The sequence below is a fragment of the uncultured Ralstonia sp. genome (assembly GCA_913056305.1).
In the GTDB taxonomy this organism is placed as follows: domain Bacteria; phylum Pseudomonadota; class Gammaproteobacteria; order Burkholderiales; family Burkholderiaceae; genus Ralstonia.
In genome coordinates this window covers 20,725-37,038 of sequence record CAJXMR010000029.1, presented here as the reverse complement: position 1 = coordinate 37,038, position 16,314 = coordinate 20,725, and the positions used below count along the sequence as shown (strand labels likewise).

18 protein-coding genes and 1 riboswitch are annotated in these 16,314 nt (G+C 68.2%); of the genes, 9 read left to right on the top strand and 9 right to left on the bottom strand.

Translation table 11 applies throughout. The features are described 5' to 3' along the window. Window positions 1-602, top strand: a 602-nt coding sequence (locus QZ609_RS07635) for a pantoate--beta-alanine ligase (RefSeq protein WP_295492833.1), incomplete at its 5' end; no start/stop codon positions are given. Between the two features lie 46 nt (window positions 603-648). Here the strand turns inward: QZ609_RS07635 and QZ609_RS07630 are convergent. Then, on the bottom strand, window positions 649-1,308 hold the full coding sequence (locus QZ609_RS07630; protein WP_295492831.1) for a ParA family protein: 660 nt from the start codon (window positions 1,306-1,308) through the stop codon (window positions 649-651). A gap of 71 nt (window positions 1,309-1,379) precedes the next feature. After that, on the bottom strand, window positions 1,380-2,867 hold the full coding sequence (locus tag QZ609_RS07625; RefSeq protein ID WP_295492829.1) for a cobyric acid synthase: 1,488 nt from the start codon (window positions 2,865-2,867) through the stop codon (window positions 1,380-1,382). Between the two features lie 49 nt (window positions 2,868-2,916). Between QZ609_RS07625 and cobU the strand changes: the two genes are divergently transcribed. From cobU to QZ609_RS07605, 4 genes are read left to right on the top strand one after another with little or no spacing between them, the layout of a single operon-like run. Further along, window positions 2,917-3,492, top strand: coding sequence for a bifunctional adenosylcobinamide kinase/adenosylcobinamide-phosphate guanylyltransferase (gene cobU / locus QZ609_RS07620; protein WP_295492827.1), 576 nt, complete (start codon window positions 2,917-2,919; stop codon window positions 3,490-3,492). A 4-nt stretch (window positions 3,493-3,496) separates the two neighbouring features. Next, window positions 3,497-4,489 (top strand): adenosylcobinamide-phosphate synthase CbiB, encoded by a 993-nt coding sequence (gene cbiB, locus QZ609_RS07615; RefSeq protein ID WP_295492825.1) that lies wholly within the window; start codon window positions 3,497-3,499, stop codon window positions 4,487-4,489. Then, window positions 4,486-5,541, top strand: a complete 1,056-nt coding sequence (gene cobD, locus QZ609_RS07610; protein ID WP_295492823.1) for a threonine-phosphate decarboxylase CobD — start codon at window positions 4,486-4,488, stop codon at window positions 5,539-5,541. The genes cbiB and cobD overlap by 4 nt, the downstream gene beginning before the upstream one ends. 13 nt (window positions 5,542-5,554) lie before the next feature. Then, complete coding sequence (locus QZ609_RS07605; RefSeq protein ID WP_295492822.1) at window positions 5,555-6,505, top strand: cobalamin-binding protein; 951 nt, start codon at window positions 5,555-5,557, stop codon at window positions 6,503-6,505. Here the strand turns inward: QZ609_RS07605 and cobC are convergent. Genes cobC through QZ609_RS07570 form a run of 7 tightly spaced genes read right to left on the bottom strand, consistent with a single transcriptional unit; the run spans window position 6,502 to window position 13,252 of the window. Next, complete coding sequence (gene cobC / locus QZ609_RS07600; protein ID WP_295492820.1) at window positions 6,502-7,098, bottom strand: alpha-ribazole phosphatase; 597 nt, start codon at window positions 7,096-7,098, stop codon at window positions 6,502-6,504. The genes QZ609_RS07605 and cobC overlap by 4 nt on opposite strands. Then, window positions 7,083-7,856, bottom strand: a complete 774-nt coding sequence (locus QZ609_RS07595) for an adenosylcobinamide-GDP ribazoletransferase (protein ID WP_295492837.1) — start codon at window positions 7,854-7,856, stop codon at window positions 7,083-7,085. Before QZ609_RS07595 ends, cobC begins: the two co-directional genes overlap by 16 nt. Then, window positions 7,856-8,911, bottom strand: a complete 1,056-nt coding sequence (gene cobT / locus QZ609_RS07590; RefSeq protein WP_295492818.1) for a nicotinate-nucleotide--dimethylbenzimidazole phosphoribosyltransferase — start codon at window positions 8,909-8,911, stop codon at window positions 7,856-7,858. The genes QZ609_RS07595 and cobT overlap by 1 nt, the downstream gene beginning before the upstream one ends. Window positions 8,912-8,924: 13 nt before the next feature. Next, a complete protein-coding gene (cobO, locus tag QZ609_RS07585; protein WP_295492816.1) occupies window positions 8,925-9,545 on the bottom strand; it encodes a cob(I)yrinic acid a,c-diamide adenosyltransferase in 621 nt (206 codons plus the stop codon). Next, window positions 9,532-10,371, bottom strand: a complete 840-nt coding sequence (locus QZ609_RS07580; protein ID WP_295492814.1) for an ABC transporter ATP-binding protein — start codon at window positions 10,369-10,371, stop codon at window positions 9,532-9,534. Before QZ609_RS07580 ends, cobO begins: the two co-directional genes overlap by 14 nt. Then, the gene (locus QZ609_RS07575) at window positions 10,368-11,375 is read right to left on the bottom strand and encodes an iron ABC transporter permease (RefSeq protein ID WP_295492812.1); all 1,008 of its coding nucleotides are present in this window, start codon (window positions 11,373-11,375) and stop codon (window positions 10,368-10,370) included. The genes QZ609_RS07580 and QZ609_RS07575 overlap by 4 nt, the downstream gene beginning before the upstream one ends. Beyond that, window positions 11,372-13,252 (bottom strand): TonB-dependent receptor, encoded by a 1,881-nt coding sequence (locus QZ609_RS07570; RefSeq protein ID WP_295492835.1) that lies wholly within the window; start codon window positions 13,250-13,252, stop codon window positions 11,372-11,374. The genes QZ609_RS07575 and QZ609_RS07570 overlap by 4 nt, the downstream gene beginning before the upstream one ends. Before the next feature lie 123 nt (window positions 13,253-13,375). Then, window positions 13,376-13,634, bottom strand: a riboswitch (cobalamin riboswitch). A 154-nt stretch (window positions 13,635-13,788) separates the two neighbouring features. Here QZ609_RS07570 and QZ609_RS07565 point away from each other — a divergent pair. The 4 genes from QZ609_RS07565 (at window position 13,789) to QZ609_RS07550 (ending at window position 16,262) form a co-directional block, all read left to right on the top strand. Further along, window positions 13,789-14,112: a hypothetical protein gene (locus tag QZ609_RS07565; protein ID WP_295492810.1), complete on the top strand. Its 324-nt coding sequence runs from the start codon at window positions 13,789-13,791 to the stop codon at window positions 14,110-14,112. Then, complete coding sequence (locus QZ609_RS07560) at window positions 14,102-14,419, top strand: cell division protein ZapA (protein WP_295492808.1); 318 nt, start codon at window positions 14,102-14,104, stop codon at window positions 14,417-14,419. The genes QZ609_RS07565 and QZ609_RS07560 overlap by 11 nt, the downstream gene beginning before the upstream one ends. Before the next feature lie 559 nt (window positions 14,420-14,978). Beyond that, window positions 14,979-15,449 carry an EVE domain-containing protein gene (locus tag QZ609_RS07555; protein ID WP_295492806.1) on the top strand — a complete coding sequence of 157 codons (471 nt, stop codon included), beginning with the start codon at window positions 14,979-14,981 and terminating at the stop codon, window positions 15,447-15,449. A 93-nt stretch (window positions 15,450-15,542) separates the two neighbouring features. Further along, a complete protein-coding gene (locus QZ609_RS07550; protein ID WP_295492804.1) occupies window positions 15,543-16,262 on the top strand; it encodes an SIMPL domain-containing protein in 720 nt (239 codons plus the stop codon). Window positions 16,263-16,314: the final 52 nt, after the last annotated feature.

Genomic DNA, 16,314 nt, shown 5'->3' with positions numbered 1-16,314 from the left:
ACGTGCTGTTCGCGCCCACCGAGCGCGACATGTACCCCGAGCCGCAGGAATACCGCGTCGACCCGCCGCACGATCTGGGCGACATCCTCGAAGGCGAGTTCCGCCCCGGTTTCTTCAAGGGCGTGTGCACGGTGGTGATGAAGCTGTTCTGCTGCGTGCAGCCGCGCGTGGCGGTGTTCGGCAAGAAGGATTACCAGCAGCTGATGATCGTGCGCCGCATGGCCAACCAGTTCGCGCTGCCGGTCGACATCATTCCGGCCGAGACGGTGCGCGCCGAGGACGGCCTGGCGCTGTCGTCGCGCAACATGTACCTGTCCGGCGACGAGCGCGCCGAAGCGCCCGAGCTGTACCGCGCGCTGCACCAGGTGCGCCAGGACGTGCTGGAGACCGTGCTGCAGGGCCAGGCCACGCCAGACGAGGTCGTCGCAAAAGCCATGGAGCACCTGCGCGGCCGCGGCTGGCAGCCCGACTACATTGCCGTGCGCCGCCGCTCCGACCTGCAGGCCCCGACGCCCGAGAACATCGCCGCCGGCGAGCCGCTGGTGGTGCTGACCGCCGCCAAGCTGGGCAAGACGCGCCTGATCGACAACCTCGAAATCTGAGCGCTCCCCTGCACAACGAAAAAGCCCGGCAATCGCCGGGCTTTTTTCATGCCGTCGCGGCCACCGGCGCCGCCTGCACGGGCGGCTCGCCGAGCCAATCGAGGATACCGCCCCACTGCTCCACATCCTTGGCCACGCGCGAGGGCGCCACGTCCCACAGCGTCAGGCCGTGCGCGGCCAGTTGCACGTAGTTCTGGGTGTCGCGCAGATAGCCGAGGATGGGAATCTCCAGCCCCTGCACGAAGCGCTGCAGCTGGTCGGCGGCGCGGGTGCGCATGTCGACACGCATGCCGACCACGCCCAGCTTGACCTCGCCATGTCGCACGGGCTTCTCTTCAACAAGTTTGCGCAGGAAGGCCTGGGTGGCCAGGATGTCGAACATCGACGGCTGCAGCGGCACGATCACGTGGCCGGCCAGCTTGACCAGATCGGTCAGGCGCCAGCCGTGCAGCCCGGCCGGCGTGTCGAGCACCACATGCGTGGTGCCCTTGGGCGGCTTGGCGATGTGGTCGGCACTGATCTCCCAGGTGGCGATCGGCTTGGCCGTCTCGGGGCGCAGCGCCAGCCATTCGCGCGAGGACTGCTGGCGATCGGTGTCGCCCAGCATCACGGCGTGGTCCTGGGCGGCGAAATAGCCCGCCAGATTGGTCGCCAAGGTGGTCTTGCCCACCCCGCCCTTCGGATTCGCTACCACGGCCACCGGCATGCCTGCCTCCTCGCGCTGACGAATATGACGATTAGATCACTACATCAATCTGCCCATCGCCAGATTATGGCTCAGCCCGCCCGCGCCAGCGAAGCGAACAGGCCCGGCAGGTCCAGATGGTTCTCGCAGGTGTCGGCCAGGCGCTCCAGGGAGGCTTCGCGCAGCACGGCGTAGTCCTGCGCTTGCGCGTCCCGCACGCCGGCCCAGGCGAGCAGCGCGCGGCACGCCTCCGGCGCATCGAACAGGCCATGCAGATACGTGGCGAGGATCTGCCCATCGGCCGAGACCGCGCCATCGACACGCCCATCATCGAGGTGCACCGCGGGCTGCGCCAGCGCCGGCCCCTCGGTCACGCCCATGTGGATTTCGTAGCCGGTGACGGCCGCCCCGCCCTCGGCCAACCTGCCGCACACCTGCCGCAACTGCTTGGCCGATGCGAGCGAGGTCTCGAAGTCGAGATAGCCAAGCCCATCGACACTGCCGGGCGCGCCCTCCAGCCCGTGCGGATCATGCAGGCGGCGCCCCAGCATCTGCATGCCGCCGCAGATGCCAATCAGCTTGCCGCCATAGCGCAGGTGCCGCGCGATGGCCGCCTCCCAGCCGTTGGCGCGCAGCCAGGCGAGGTCCGCCTGCACGCTCTTGCTGCCGGGCAGGATGATGAGATCGGCCGGCGGGATCGGCTGGCCCGGACCAACGAGGCGCACGTCCACTTGCGGGTGCGCGCGCAGCGCATCGAAATCGGTGTGGTTGGAGACGCGCGGCAGCACCGGGATGACCACGCGCAAGGCATCGCCCGCCGCCGTGCGCTGCGCCGTCTGCACGGCGTCCTCCGCATCCAGATGCAGGCCATGCAGATACGGCAACACACCGAACACCGGCTTGCCCGTCTGCGCCACCAGCCAGTCCAGCCCTGGTGTGAGCAGCGAAAGATCGCCGCGAAACCGGTTGATGACGAAGCCGGTCACGCGCGCCCGTTCGCTGTCCGACAGGCAGGCGAGCGTGCCGACCAGGTGCGCGAACACGCCGCCACGGTCGATGTCGGCGACCAGCACGACCGGGCAATCGACCGCTTCGGCAAAGCCCATGTTGGCGATGTCGCGGTCGCGCAGGTTGATCTCGGCGGGGCTGCCGGCGCCTTCCACCAGCACGAGCTCATATTGCGCGCGCAGGCGCGTGTGCGATTCGAGCACGGCGGCCATCGCCGTGAGCTTGTAGTCGTGATACGCGCGGGCGTCGAGATCGCCGCGCGGCTGGCCGTGGATGATGACCTGCGCGCCGGTGTCGCTGTTGGGCTTGAGCAGCACGGGGTTCATGTCGACCGTGGGCGCGACGCCGGCGGCCTGCGCCTGCAGCGCCTGGGCGCGGCCGATCTCGCCGCCATCGGCGGTCACGGCACTGTTGAGCGCCATGTTCTGCGGCTTGAACGGCGCCACGCGCACGCCCGCGCGATGCGCGACGCGGCACAGGCCCGCCACCAGCGTGCTCTTGCCGGCGTCGGAGGTGGTGCCCTGGATCATCAGCGTGCCGCGCGGCGGCATCATGAATGGCGAGGTCGACATGTGCCGATTATCGCACCCGCTACCCGGCCCGCCTCGCTAGAATGCAGGCATGTCCCGTCGTCTTACGCTCGTCCTCGGTGGTGCCCGCTCGGGCAAGAGCCACCATGCTGAACAGCTCGCGCTGCAATGCGCGGGGCCCGTCACGTACATTGCCACCGCGCGCGAGGGCGATGAGGAGATGCAGCTGCGCATCGCCCTGCACCGCGCACGCCGGCCCGAGCAATGGCGCCTCGTCGAAGAGCCAGCGCACCTGGCCGAGGCGCTCTACACACACGCGCAGCACGGCGGCTGCGTGCTGGTCGACTGCGTCACGCTGTGGCTCAACAACCTGCTGTTTGCCGACCAGCACGCGTACCCCGACACCGGCCCCATCACGCCGCCCGCAGCCTGGTCTGCGGAGATCGAAGCCTTGCTGACCGCGCTGCCGCTGCTGCCCGGTGAGGTCATCCTCGTGAGCAACGAGATCGGGCTTGGGGTGGTGCCGATGGGCGCCGTCACACGCTTCTACGTGGATGAACTGGGCCGCCTGAACCAGCGCCTCGCCGCGCTGGCCGACAGCGTGCACATGCTGGTGGCCGGCATTCCGCTGGTGGTGAAAGGCCCGGCGATTACGCCGCACGCGTGAGCCAGTGTCGGTGCCGGGCAACGTCTTCGATCTCGGTCTGCCTGCGATAGCACTGGCTGCGCTGGCAGGCGTCGTCCTGGACCGCGTGCTGGGCGAGGTGCCGCGCTGGCATCCGCTGGTGGGCTTCGGCCGGCTGGCCGCGTGGATCGAACGCGGACTCAATCGCCAGCCTGCCCTGCGTTGGCGCTCCCATGTGGCTGGGCTGGCGGCATGGTGCCTCGCCGTCCTGCCCTTGGTAGCCGCCACCGCGTGGATCGCTGCGCAAACGCCCGCCGTGTCACAGTGGTGCGCGTGGATCACCGATGTCATCGCGCTCTACTTCGCCATCGGCGCACGCAGCCTGCGGGACCATATCGCACCCATCGCGCAGGCGCTGCAGTCCGGTGACTTGCCCAACGCACGCGCCCTCGCCGCGCGCATCGTCTCGCGTGACCTGCGTGATGCCGACGAAGAAGCGATCGCCCGCGCGGCGGTGGAATCCGCGCTGGAGAACGGCAGCGATGCCGTGTTCGCGCCGCTGTTCTGGCTGGTGGTGGCCGGTGCGCCGGGCGTGGTGCTGTACCGCCTGGCCAACACGCTCGACGCGATGTGGGGCTATCGCTCCGCGCGCTTTGCCGGCTTCGGCTGGGCGGCCGCGCGCATCGACGATGTGCTCAACTGGATTCCCGCGCGGCTGACCGCCATGAGCTACGCGCTGCTCGGCCACACAGCAGATGCACTGCGCTGCTGGCGCACGCAGGCGCCGCAGTGGTCGAGCCCGAACGCGGGGCCGGTGATGGCCTCCGGCGCCGGCAGCCTGCGCGTGCAGCTGGGCGGCATAGCGCGCTACGACGGCATCGACGAGGCTCGTCCCGCGCTCGGCGTCGGCAACGCAGCCAGCGCGGACGATATCCAACGTGCACTGGCCTTGGTGTCGCGCACGCTCTGGCTATGGCTGGCGGTGTTGAGCGCCGGCGGCGTGCTGGTCGTGCTCGGTGTCGTATGGCAGGTCGCATGACCTCCTCGCGGCCCTCCACCATCACCCACGGCGGCAACCTGGCCGATGCCCGCGCCCGCTACGGCGAGCCGTCCGGCGGCTGGCTCGACCTGTCGACCGGCATCAACCCGCACGGCTATCCCGTGCCGCCGATTGCACCCGAGGCGTGGCAGCGTTTGCCCGAAGACGATGGTCTCGAAGCGCTGGCCGCTGCGCACTATGGCGCGGCCGATGCCAACGCCATGCTGGCCGTGGCCGGCTCGCAAGCCGCCATCCGCGCGCTGCCGGCATTGCTGCCGCGCGGGCGGGTCGGCGTGGCACAGATCGGCTACAGCGAATACGCGCCCGCCTTTGCCCGTGCGGGCCATGTGGTTGTGCTGCTGCCGGAGTCGGCATTCCTGCAAGCCGACCTGCCGGATGCGCTCACGCACCTCGTGGTGGTCAACCCGAACAACCCGACCGCGCGCTGCCTGCCGGCGGACACGCTGCGGGCGTGGCACGCGCGGCTGCACGCACGTGGCGGCACGTTGATCGTGGACGAGGCATTCATCGAATCGCTCGACCACGCACCGACATTGGCGCCACAGGCAGGCCTGCCGGGGCTGGTCGTGCTGCGCTCGATCGGCAAGTTCTACGGCCTGGCGGGTGCGCGCATCGGCTTTGTGCTGGGGGCTCCGGCGCTACTGGCCGCGCTGCGCGACGCGCTCGGCCACTGGACCGTCAACGGCCCGGCGCGTGCCGTCGTGCGTGCTGCCCTGGCAGACGTCGCCTGGCAAAACCAGACGCGTGCGCAACTGCAACGCGAGGGCGCGCGTCTTGCTGCATTGCTGTACGCCTACGGCCTGCCCAATCATGCCACCCCGCTCTTTGCCTGGGCACCGACGCCAGACGCGCCAGCGCTGCATGCGGCGCTGGCCCGACAAGGCATCTGGACCCGCCTGTTCGATGTACCAGCCACGTCACCCGGGTGCGGCCTGCACGGTTTGCCCGGTTTACGTGTTGGCCTGCCTCCGGACGAAACCGGATGGTGTCGCCTTGCCAATACGCTAGCATCGCTGTCGCTGTCCGCTTGACCCGCCTCCACCAATGACTGCCCGTTCCACTCGCCTCACCCACTGTTTGCGCGCATTTGGCCTAGCTGCCCTGCTGGCCGCGACGCTCCCCGCCCAGGCGGCCATCTCCGTCATCGACGACACCGGCGCCACCGTCACCGTGCCGCGCCCGGTGCAACGCGTGATCAGCCTCGCGCCGCATGCCACCGAACTGCTGTTTGCCGCCGGCGGCGGCGCACGCATCGTCGGCACGGTGGCCTACAGCGACTACCCGAGCTCCGCACGCGACATCCCGCACGTGGGCGACAACCGTGCGCTGGACCTGGAGCGCATCGCCGCGCTCAAGCCGGACCTGGTGGTCGTATGGCGCCACGGCAATGCGCAGAAGCAGACCGACCGCCTGCGCGCGCTTGGCATCCCGCTGTACTTTTCCGAGCCGCACCGCCTTGCAGATATTCCGCGCTCCATCGAGGTGCTCGGCACGCTGCTCGACACCCGCGCCAGCGCCCACGACGCCGCCCAACAGTTCCGCCAGCAGGCCGATGCGCTGCGCCACCGCTATGCCAGCCGGCCGCCGGTGACGGTGTTCTTCCAGGTGTGGGAGCAACCGCTGATGACGCTCAACGGCCAGCACGTCTTTACCGACATGCTGGCGCTGTGCGGCGGCCGCAATGTGTTTGCGGGCGAGCCGCTGCTGGTGCCGACGGTGTCGACCGAGGCCGTGATCGCGGCCAATCCGGAAGTGCTGCTGACGGCCAGCATGGGCGCCACGCAAGGCAACCGGCCGGTCGATACGCTGGAACCCTGGAAACGCTGGACGTCATTGCTGGCGGTGCAGCGCGGCAACCTGTTCACCGTCAATGGCGACCTGATCAACCGCCCCGGCCCGCGCCTGATGGAAGGTGCAGCGTTGCTGTGCGAAGACCTCGAGCAAGCCCGCACCAAGCGCCTCGCCCGGCAAGGCGACGCAGCGTCAAACCGTTAGCGGTTCCAGAACAGCAGCAATGGCGGCACATCGGGCAGCACGCGGAACCCGCAGGCGCTGCCCCATTGCAGCGGCCATTGCAGCGTCTCGGCCAGCGGGCGCTGCAGCCAATGCGCTGCGAGCGCGCGCATGCAGCCGGCATGCGTGACGGCCCAGATGCAGGGCGCATCGGCTTCCGGTTCGATCGTCGCCACCGTCACCGACGCAGCCCACTCGGTCACGCGCGCAAGCAGGTCGGCGGCGGATTCACCGCCATGTGGGCTGCCGTGCAGCAGGTCGCGCGCCCAGCGGTCCACCTCCGCGCGCGGGATGTCGTCCCACTGACGGCCTTCCCAAACGCCGAAATCCATCTCCATCAACCGCGCGTCGAGTTCCGGCGCGGGCAAGGCGGCGGCCTCGGCCAGCGCGCGGGCGGTCTGCGCGCTACGTTGGAGCGGACTCGCGAACAGCCGGTGCGGTGGATGCGCGGTCAGTTTGTCGGCGATGCCGGCGGCGCTGGGCTCCATCGGTTCGTCCAGCGGCAGATCGGTGCGGCCGTAGCAGAGGCCCACCGTCATGGCCGGACGGGCGTGGCGGATCAGGATGATGTCCATGCCAGCAAGACCCACAGCGTGAGCAGCTCGAACAGCTGTTGCGCGAACCCCAGGCAATCGCCCGTGATGCCGCCGATGCGGCGCAGGAAATAGCGCCCCAGCGCCCAGCGCGCCACCAGCAGCGCGGCAACGACGATGGCCGCGCAGGCCGCGCCGAACCACAGCAGGGGCAGCACGCCAAACAGCACAACCCAGACGGCATCCTGCCAGCGCATGCGCTGCGCAACCGGCTTGCCCTTGCCTTCGGCGCGCACGTAGTCGTGTGTGAGCAGGTAGCTGACCGCCATGCCGCGGCTGGCGGCGTGTGCGGCCACCATGGCGGCCATCACGCCAGCAGTATGTGGCAAGGCCATCGCCGTCAGCAGCTGCCACTTCAGCAGCAACGCCATGCACACCGCGATGGCGCCAAACGCGCCGATGCGCGAGTCGTGCATGATGCGCAGCCGGTCCTCGGGCGTGTAGCCGCCGCCGAAGCCATCCGCGCAATCGGCCAGGCCGTCTTCGTGGAAGGCGCCGGTCAGCAACAGCGTGACCACCATCGACGCCGCCACCGCCACGCCGGGCGCTGGCACGGTGTGCACCGCCAGCCAGTACGCCAGCGCGCCCGCGGCGCCTACCAGCCATCCCACCAGAGGAAAGTAACGTGCCGCCCGGTTCAGCCCGTCCTGCGAGAAGCCGACCGAGGCCGGCACGGGAATGCGCGTGAAATACCCGATCGCTGTCCACAGCGCGCGGTAGGTCTCGCGCAGGGTGTCCATCACGGGGCCGATTGCTCGCTCACGCCGGCGCTGGCGAAGGTCGCCATCTCACGCAGGAAGGCCACCGCCGACACCAGCAACGGATACGCCAGCACCGCGCCACTGCCCTCGCCCAGGCGCATCGACAGCGACAGCAGCGGCCGCGCTTGCAGCGCATCGAGCAACATACGATGCCCGCGCTCGTCCGACACATGCCCGAACACGCAGAAGCGCAGCACGTCGGGCGCGATGCGCGCCGCCACCAGCACGGCCGTGGTGGCGATAAAGCCATCGACGAGGATCACCATGCGGCGCTGGGCCGCCTCCAGCACCGCACCGACCATGGCCGCGATCTCGAAACCGCCGAAGGTTGCCAGCACGTCCAGCGGCGCGCGCACGTCGGCATGCCGCTCGAACGCGCCTTCCAGCACCGCGCGCTTGCGCGCCACGCCGGCATCGTCCAGGCCGGTGCCGCGCCCGACGCATTGCGCCACCGGCACCTCGCACAGCCGCGCCATCAGGCACGCCGCAGAGGCCGTGTTGGCGATGCCCATCTCGCCCAGTGCGATCACGTTGGTGCCGAGCGCGGCGTGATGCGCCACGCGCTGCGCGCCGAGCGCCATGGCGCGCTCGCGCTCGTCGGCGGTCATGGCCGGCTCTAACGCGAAGTTGCGCGTGCCGGGGCCGACCGGTGCGTCGACCAGGCCAGGCACATCACCCGACTTGGCCGACCACAGCGGCGCCGCCACGCCCGCGTTGACGACCTCCAGCACAAAGCCGTGCTGGCGGCAGAACACGTTGACGGCCGCGCCGCCTGCGATGAAGTTGAGCACCATCTGTGCCGTCACCGCCTGCGGATAGGCGCTCACGCCCGCATGGGCAATGCCATGGTCTGCTGCGAACACCACCGTGGCAGGCCGCACCAGCGCGGGCGTTTCGGTGTTCTGGATCAGGCCGATCTGCACGGCCAGCTCTTCCAGCCGGCCGAGCGCGCCGAGCGGCTTGGTCTTGCTGTCCACGGCAGCGCGCAGGCGCTCACGCAGCGCGGCGTCAAAGGAAGGAAGTTCAATCTGCATAGCGGTACGGCCTTCAGAGTTCGACACCCGGCTGCGCCTGGATGCCTTGGGAAAATGCATGCTTGACCAACGTCATGTCGGTCACGGTATCGGCGGCCTCGATCAACTCCGGCGGCGCGCCGCGCCCGGTCACGACCACGTGCTGCGCGGCCGGTCGCGCCCGCAGGTCGGCCAGCACCGCACGCACGTCAAGGTAATCGTATTTGAGCGCGATGTTCAGTTCATCCAACAGCACCAGGCCGATGGATGGATCATTCAGCAACTCGCGCGCGCAGGCCCAGGCAGCTTGCGCCTTCTCGATGTCGCGCGTGCGGTCCTGCGTCTCCCACGTATAGCCCTCGCCCATGACGTGATAGCGACACTGTTCGGGAAACTGCCGCAGGAAGCGCTCCTCGCCGGTGGGGATCGCGCCCTTGATGAACTGCACCACGCCCACCTGCATGTCGTGGCCCATGGCGCGGATCACCATGCCGAAGCCCGAGCTGGACTTGCCCTTGCCATTGCCGGTGTTGACGACCAGCACGCCGCGCACGTCGGTGGCGGCGGCAATCTTGGCGTCGACCACGGCCTTCTTGCGCTGCATGCGCGCGCGGTGGCGGTCGTTGCGGGCGGCTTCGTCTTCAGGGAGCGTCATCGGGGTCGTCGGGAATCAAGGCGAGATGGCGACCGTCGTCGACCGCCACGATGGGGGTGCGCAGCACGCGCGCGCAGTGCTCGGGCGTAAGCACATCGGCAGCGGGGCCTGCCGTGGCATGGCCCTCGCCGTCCATCAGCAGCGCATGCGTGGCGAAACGGCGCGCTAGGTTCAGGTCGTGCACGGTCAGCACCACCAGCCAGCCATGGCGGCGGCAGCCGTCGCGCAGCAGGCGAAGCACTGCAATCTGCTGGTGCAGGTCTAGGTGCGCGACGGGCTCGTCGAGCAGCAGCACGCGCGCATCCTGCGCCACCACGGCGGCCATCGCCACGCGCTGGCGCTCACCGCCCGACAGCGTGCGCACATCCCGCTGCGCCAGCGGCTGCAAGGCCAGCGCGGAGATCGCGGCATCCACCGCGCGCGCATCGGCATCGCCCTCCCACTCCCAGCGTGCCAGATGCGGATGGCGGCCGGTCATCACGGCCTCATGGACCGTCATGGGAAAGGTGTCGTGCAGCGTCTGCGGCAGGAAGGCGCGGCGGCGCGCCAGTGCCAGGGCGGGCCAATCGGCCAGCGGATTGGCATCGAGCAGGATCGATCCACCGTCCGGCGCGCGCAAGCCCGCCACGGTAGACAACAACGTGGACTTGCCCGCGCCGTTCGGCCCGACCACGCACCACAGCTCGCCGCCGGTTGCCGTCATCGACAGGCGATCGATCAGCACGCGCTCGCCCATCGCCACGCGCAGGTCGTTTAGCGCGAGCGAAGGCACAGCGGCGCCGTCTGCAAAGGCTTCGGGCGCGGCAGCGCGGCGCAGCCAGCTCATCGCGCGCTCCGCGTCAGCAGATAGAGAAAGGTCGGCACGCCCAACAGCGTGGTAATCACGCCCACCGGCAATTGCGCCGGGGCCATCAGCGTGCGGGCGATCAGGTCGGCGAGCATCAGCAGGCCGCCGCCGGCCATCGCGGTAGCGGGCAGGTGGATGCGCACGTCGTGCGTCCACGCCAGGCGCACCATGTGCGGCACCAACAGGCCCACGAAGGCGACCGAGCCGGCAAGGGTCACTGCCACCGCCGTACACAGCGACGCCACCACGTAGATCAGCGCGCGCACCCGCGCCACCGGCACGCCGAGTGCGCGGGCGCGTGTCTCGCCAGTCAGCAGCACGTTCAGGTCGCGCGCATGCGGCAGCACCAGCGCCAGCGCCATCACCAGCGCAATCAACGCGCCAGCGTAACGGTCGGCGCCACCGAGGTCGCCGACCATCCAGAAGATCATGCCGCGCAGCTTGGCTTCGGGCGCGATCGTAAGAATCAGGGTAATGAGGCCGACCCAGCCGGAGGCGAGCACCACGCCGCCCAGCAGCAGGCGCGCGTTGGCTTCGCCGGGTTCGCCGCGCCAGAGGTGCTGGCGCGCGAGCGCGGCCACCAGGGCCATCGATAGCAGCGCGCCGGCGCCGGCACTGGTCTGCACGGCCCACCACGGCAGCGACAGCAGCATGGCCGTGAGCGCCGCCACCGCGCCGCCGCCGGACACGCCCAGCACATACGGATCGGCCAGCGGGTTGCGCAACAGCATCTGCATCAGCGCGCCGGCCAAGGCCAGCAGGCCGCCGGCGGCAAACGCCGCACCCGCACGCGGCAGGCGCAGCTCGATGACGATGCCGGTAGCCAGCCCGTCACCGCTGCCGGTGAGCGCCTGCCAGACCTCGGCAGGCGTCAGCCGCACGCTGCCCAGCATCAGCGAGGCCACCAGCACCGCCACGCACGCGAGCGCCAACAGCGACCACAGTCGCCAGGCGAATCCGCGCGCGGGCAGTGCGGGTGTCATCGTTGTGCCGCCTCGTGCTGTTGCCACGACAGCGTGAAGAACACCCCACGCGATGCCGTGTTGTACGGGAAGATCAGCTGGTAGTTCTTGTTGAACAGGTTCTCCACGCGCGCCGACAGCGCCCAGTCACGCGTAATCTGATACCGCCCCGTCAGGTTGACCAGCCCGTAGCCGCCAAGCATCTGCGTCGAATCCTGACGGTTGCCCGCCGCGTTCCACTCGATGCCCGCCGTATACGGCCCGAAGGTCTTGCTGGCCGACACGCTGCCGAAGTGCCGCGCGCGGCGCGACAGCAGCTGGTTGGCCGACAGGTCCTGCGGATTCTGCATGGTAAAGCTGGCGCGCACGTCCACGCCATAGATCGAACCCCGATACGACGTCTCCAGCCCGTTCACGCGCGCCCGGTTGACGTTGGCCGCCATGAAGGTGCCCGCCACCGGATCAAACACCGCCGTGATCAGGTTGCTGTAGTCGGTCTCGAACGCTGTCACGCGCACCAGGCCGATCATGCTGTTGTACTCCACGCCGCCCTCCACCGAGCGCGCCTTCTCCGGCTGCAGGTTCGGGTTGCCGAAGAACGGGTAGTACAGCTCGTTGAAGCTCGGCGCGCGGAACGCATTGCTCACGCTGGCGATCGCCTTCCATGCCGGGTTGAAGGCAAAACCGTAGCCCAGGTAGTAGCTGTTGGCGCCGCCGAAGTCCGAGTAGCGGTCGCGGCGCAGGTTGACCTGCAGCTGGTGCGGACCGAACTTGCCTTCGTAACCGAGGTAGCCCGAATCGACGCGGCGCGTGGAGGCCTGGTAGGCATCGGTGTCGATGGCCTGGTTCAGGTGCTCGTAGCCGACCTTGAGCAATTGGCCGGGCATGAATGCCCAGTCGTTCTGCCAGCTCACCTGGCGGCTCTGCGTGTTGAAGCGGCCCGGCACCTGCACCTGGCCGTTCGTGAAGTTCAGGCTCTTGTCATCACCCTGCGATACCGTCAGGCGCGTCTTCCAATCCTGCGTCACCTTGCCGTCCACGAAGGCCGACATCGCGCGCACCTGGTTGTGGGCGACGTTGTCGTCGGTGGGCAGGCCGAAGGCGTTGTCGTAGCTGACCGTGCCCCAGGTCTGGAAGTAGGTCAGGCCTGCCTGCCAATCCGCCGAGAAGCGGTGCGACAGCTGCGCCGACACGCTCTTGTTGGTGTACGCGTTGTCGTTCGGGTTGGCGTTCGGCGCCTGCTGCGGGTTGATCGACGAGAACCCGGTGGTCTTGAACTCCGACACCGACAGCGCAAACGACGTATCGCCCTGCTCGCCCAGCGTTCCGCTGATGCCGCCCTGCGCGCGCTTGGTGTTGCGCGAGCCATATTCGATCTCGGCGTTGGCCAGCGGGCCGTGCCCCTTGCCGTTGCGCGTGAAGATCTGCACCACGCCGCCGATCGCATCCGAGCCGTACAGCGCGGAGACGTTGCCGCGCACGATCTCGATATGGTCGATCTGGTCAGCCATCAGTTGGTCGATCTGCGTGCCGCCGGCGGTGCCGGAACTCGCACGCACGCCGTCGATCAACACCAGCGTCTGGGCGGAACTGGCACCGCGCATGAAGATACTCGCCGTCGAACCCGGGCCACCGTTCTGCGCGATCTCAATGCCAGCCTCGCGGCGCAGCAGCGTCACCATATCCGGCGCTTGCGAGCGCTCGATGTCCTGGCGCGTGATCACCGTGGTGTGCGGCAGCGCGTCGGACAGCTTCTGCTCGCTGCGCGAGGCTGTCACGATGGTCGGATTGAGATCGCTCACCGGCGTACCTGCCGCCTGCGTATTGCTTTGTGCCCAAGCGGGCGCAACAACCCCCGTCAGCGCGCTGGCAAGCGCGCCCATGGCCGCCCGGTGCATCCGGTGCGGCCGCTTATGTGTCAAGCTCATGATGAAAAAAACAAGAAGCGTCAGCCGGACCCGTTCCCCCGCGGGTCGCTGGCAGCAGGATTTCAATGCGGTTCCCTCCGGGTCTCGCATTGGCTCGAAATCCACTGTCCTGGCCGGTATCCGGGCTGGCGAACCGGGCCCGCCCGCCTTCCCATTCAATCGAACAGTGGCATGTGGACGGACCTGCGCAACGCCGCGCCCTCTTCTTGCGAGAGGTGGCGCGGGCGTCGATGGCGTTCGCTTACCGTTGCGGGGGCAGCGCAGGTTGGCGCAGCGCTTAGGCAGCGTGCACTCCCTGCTTCCCGTTTAACTGCAGATCGGCTCTGCGGGCACCAGGACGGCGCGAGTGTAACGGAAACACCCTCGACCACGCGAATTCGCCTACAAAACACGTTGCGCGCCGCGCGTCCCTCAGCGCATCGCTTACACCCGGCAATCCATACGGAGGACAGGCGCGGCCGATACGATCGGCTAAAATCCCTCCACTCGATTCTGACTGACACCCGATGCTGAACGAACTCGAACAACTTGCCGACAAGATCGCGCGCGTGCTGCGTCACGCCGACACGCTTGCCGCCGAGAACCAGCGCCTGCGCGCCGAAGTCGAACGGCTCCAGGCCGAGGCCGATGTCGCCAAGACCGAGCGCGACGCCATGCTGGCCGATCGCAGCGTGCTCAACGCGAAGATCGAAGAAGCGCAGCTGCGCATCCAGTCGATTCTCGACAAGCTGCCCACCGGCACCGACACCCGCCAGCTGGACCTTCTCGGCCAGAGCGCAGGCGCCACCGACACGACGGCCCCGCAATCGGAGACCCCGCATGAGCAGTAAGCAGATTGAAGTGAACATCGCCGGGCAGCCGTACAAGTTTGCCGTCTCGGCCGACAACGAAGCCGCGCTGTGCGAAGCCGCCGCGATGGTCGACAACCAGATGATGCGCATCAAGAACGCCTCGAACACCAAGGGCATCGAGCGCGTGGCCGTGATGGCCGCCATCAGCATCGCGTCGGATCTGCTGTCGATGCAGCGCCAGGCCGCCTCCGACGCATCGCTGCCGATCGACACGATCCGCGCCAAACTGGCCGACCTGAACGCCCGCGCCGATGAAGCGCTGCGCCAGTACGGCGAGGCCATTTGACGCCGCGCAACGTCTTTGTAACCGGCTCGCATCCGGGCTTGGGTTCGGATGCGAACGGGTGTATAGTGTCACCCAATGGCTACCGAGAGCCTCCCGCAAACCCTTACACCATAAGGCTTTAGCGGCTACAGGCTGATCAATCGGTTGTCTGCGATGAATCTCTCAGACGCATGACCATGTCTTCGATGGCATGCATTTCACTTGCGTGGTGATGCGTCTGACAGTTTCCCTGCCTGGTTCGCCATGGCCATAATTCCTTGAACCGATAAGCATTGCTTGGTGCGGGATATGCCGTGTGGGCGAGCGCGTCTTCCAGTGCACAGCGTGCGACGCAAGTCGTGTGCTCCCTGCGCCGGTGATGTACCCGAAATGCGGCTTCCGCTGCCACTCTGAACCTCACTTGGGTTCAGGATGCGGGTCTAGCGGCCGAGGTGGGGACCCTACAAAAGGCGGTAGCGCGTAAAGTGCTACCGCCTTTTTCTTTTCCGCGCCGCCAGATGGCGAGGGCGCAACGCTGTTGCTATGCTGCGCACACTGTCACTTCCACAGCACGCGCGCCATGCCCGCCCAATACTGGTTGATGAAGTCCGAGCCCGACGAGGCCAGCATCGATACGCTGCAGACCGAGGGCACCCTGCCCTGGACGGGCGTACGCAACTACCAGGCGCGCAACTTCATGCGTGACCGCATGCGCATCGGCGACGGCGTACTGTTCTACCACTCGTCGTGCCCACAGCCGGGCATCGCGGGGCTGGCGGAGGTCTGCTCGACCAGCCATCCTGATCCCACGCAGTTCGACGCCAAGAGCCCCTACCACGACCCCGCCTCCAAACCCGAGGCACCGCGCTGGATGCTGGTCGACGTGAAGTTCGTGCGCAAGTGTGCGCTGATCGATCTGCCCACGCTGCGCGCGCAGGAACCACTGGCCGACATGATCGTCCTGCAGCGCGGCAACCGCCTGTCGATCACGCCGATCACGCCCGCGCAGTGGCGCTACATCACCACCAAGCTGATGCGCAACCCGGACTGACCGGACGCCTGCCGTCAGGTTTGGTTACAAACGTGATGAACGATGCGCCCGTGCGCGGGTCAGAAGCATCACATTGCTTTTTGGGAGAACACAATGAAACCTGTCCTGGCTGCAACCATCCTCGGCACGGCTGTGATGGCATCGTCTGCATTTGCGCAAACAGTCTCCGGGCCGACGGAGGCATGGGCACCGCATTCGGGCGTGCTGTCGTTGGATGCCCAAGCCGTGGCCGAGGTGCCGACCGACACCGTCACCCTCACGCTGGGCGCGGAACAGGAAGGCGCGGACCCGGGCGCCATCTCCGCGTCGCTGTCGCGCAAGGCCGATGACGTGATCGCCCAGGCCAAGCGCACCGCCGGCGTGCAGGCAGAAACGGGCGGCTTCAACATCTACCCGAACACCGATCGCAACGGCAAGATCAGCGTCTGGCGCGGCCGCGCCGAGGTACGCCTCACGTCGAAGGACTTTGCGGCCGCCTCCAAGCTGGCCGGCCAACTGGCCAACCAGATGCAGGTGCAGAACATCAATTTCACGCTCTCGCGTGAAGCGCGCACGGCAGCCGAGGCCAAGCTGATGGACCAGGCCGTCAATGCCTTCCGCGAGAAGGCGCAGACCAGCACCAAGCTGTTCGGCTACAGCAGCTACACCATCCGCGACGTGCATGTGGGCGCGAACAACGTGCCGCCGGGCCCGCGCCCGATGATGCGCATGGCCGCGATGGCCGCCGACGCCGCACCGGTGCCGGTGCCCATCGAGGGCGGCAAGGCCCAGGTGACGGTGACCGTCTCCGGTGCCGTGCAGATGCTGAAGTAACGCATCATCGCGCCATGAAAAAAGCCACCGCTTGCGGTGGCTTTTTCTTTGC

What these genes read in the sequence shown, in the direction of transcription:
- cobD (WP_295492823.1), top strand. Translation starts at nt 4,486, where the DNA reads ATGACCTCCTCGCGGCCCTCCACCATCACCCACGGCGGCAACCTGGCC.
- cobO (WP_295492816.1), bottom strand. Translation starts at nt 9,545, where the DNA reads ATGACGCTCCCTGAAGACGAAGCCGCCCGCAACGACCGCCACCGCGCG.
- QZ609_RS07630 (WP_295492831.1), bottom strand. Translation starts at nt 1,308, where the DNA reads ATGCCGGTGGCCGTGGTAGCGAATCCGAAGGGCGGGGTGGGCAAGACC.
- QZ609_RS07555 (WP_295492806.1), top strand. Translation starts at nt 14,979, where the DNA reads ATGCCCGCCCAATACTGGTTGATGAAGTCCGAGCCCGACGAGGCCAGC.
- QZ609_RS07580 (WP_295492814.1), bottom strand. Translation starts at nt 10,371, where the DNA reads ATGAGCTGGCTGCGCCGCGCTGCCGCGCCCGAAGCCTTTGCAGACGGC.
- cobU (WP_295492827.1), top strand. Translation starts at nt 2,917, where the DNA reads ATGTCCCGTCGTCTTACGCTCGTCCTCGGTGGTGCCCGCTCGGGCAAG.
- QZ609_RS07605 (WP_295492822.1), top strand. Translation starts at nt 5,555, where the DNA reads ATGACTGCCCGTTCCACTCGCCTCACCCACTGTTTGCGCGCATTTGGC.
- QZ609_RS07560 (WP_295492808.1), top strand. Translation starts at nt 14,102, where the DNA reads ATGAGCAGTAAGCAGATTGAAGTGAACATCGCCGGGCAGCCGTACAAG.
- QZ609_RS07570 (WP_295492835.1), bottom strand. Translation starts at nt 13,252, where the DNA reads ATGCACCGGGCGGCCATGGGCGCGCTTGCCAGCGCGCTGACGGGGGTT.
- QZ609_RS07565 (WP_295492810.1), top strand. Translation starts at nt 13,789, where the DNA reads ATGCTGAACGAACTCGAACAACTTGCCGACAAGATCGCGCGCGTGCTG.
- cobC (WP_295492820.1), bottom strand. Translation starts at nt 7,098, where the DNA reads ATGGACATCATCCTGATCCGCCACGCCCGTCCGGCCATGACGGTGGGC.
- QZ609_RS07575 (WP_295492812.1), bottom strand. Translation starts at nt 11,375, where the DNA reads ATGACACCCGCACTGCCCGCGCGCGGATTCGCCTGGCGACTGTGGTCG.
- QZ609_RS07595 (WP_295492837.1), bottom strand. Translation starts at nt 7,856, where the DNA reads ATGGACACCCTGCGCGAGACCTACCGCGCGCTGTGGACAGCGATCGGG.
- QZ609_RS07625 (WP_295492829.1), bottom strand. Translation starts at nt 2,867, where the DNA reads ATGTCGACCTCGCCATTCATGATGCCGCCGCGCGGCACGCTGATGATC.
- QZ609_RS07550 (WP_295492804.1), top strand. Translation starts at nt 15,543, where the DNA reads ATGAAACCTGTCCTGGCTGCAACCATCCTCGGCACGGCTGTGATGGCA.
- cobT (WP_295492818.1), bottom strand. Translation starts at nt 8,911, where the DNA reads ATGCAGATTGAACTTCCTTCCTTTGACGCCGCGCTGCGTGAGCGCCTG.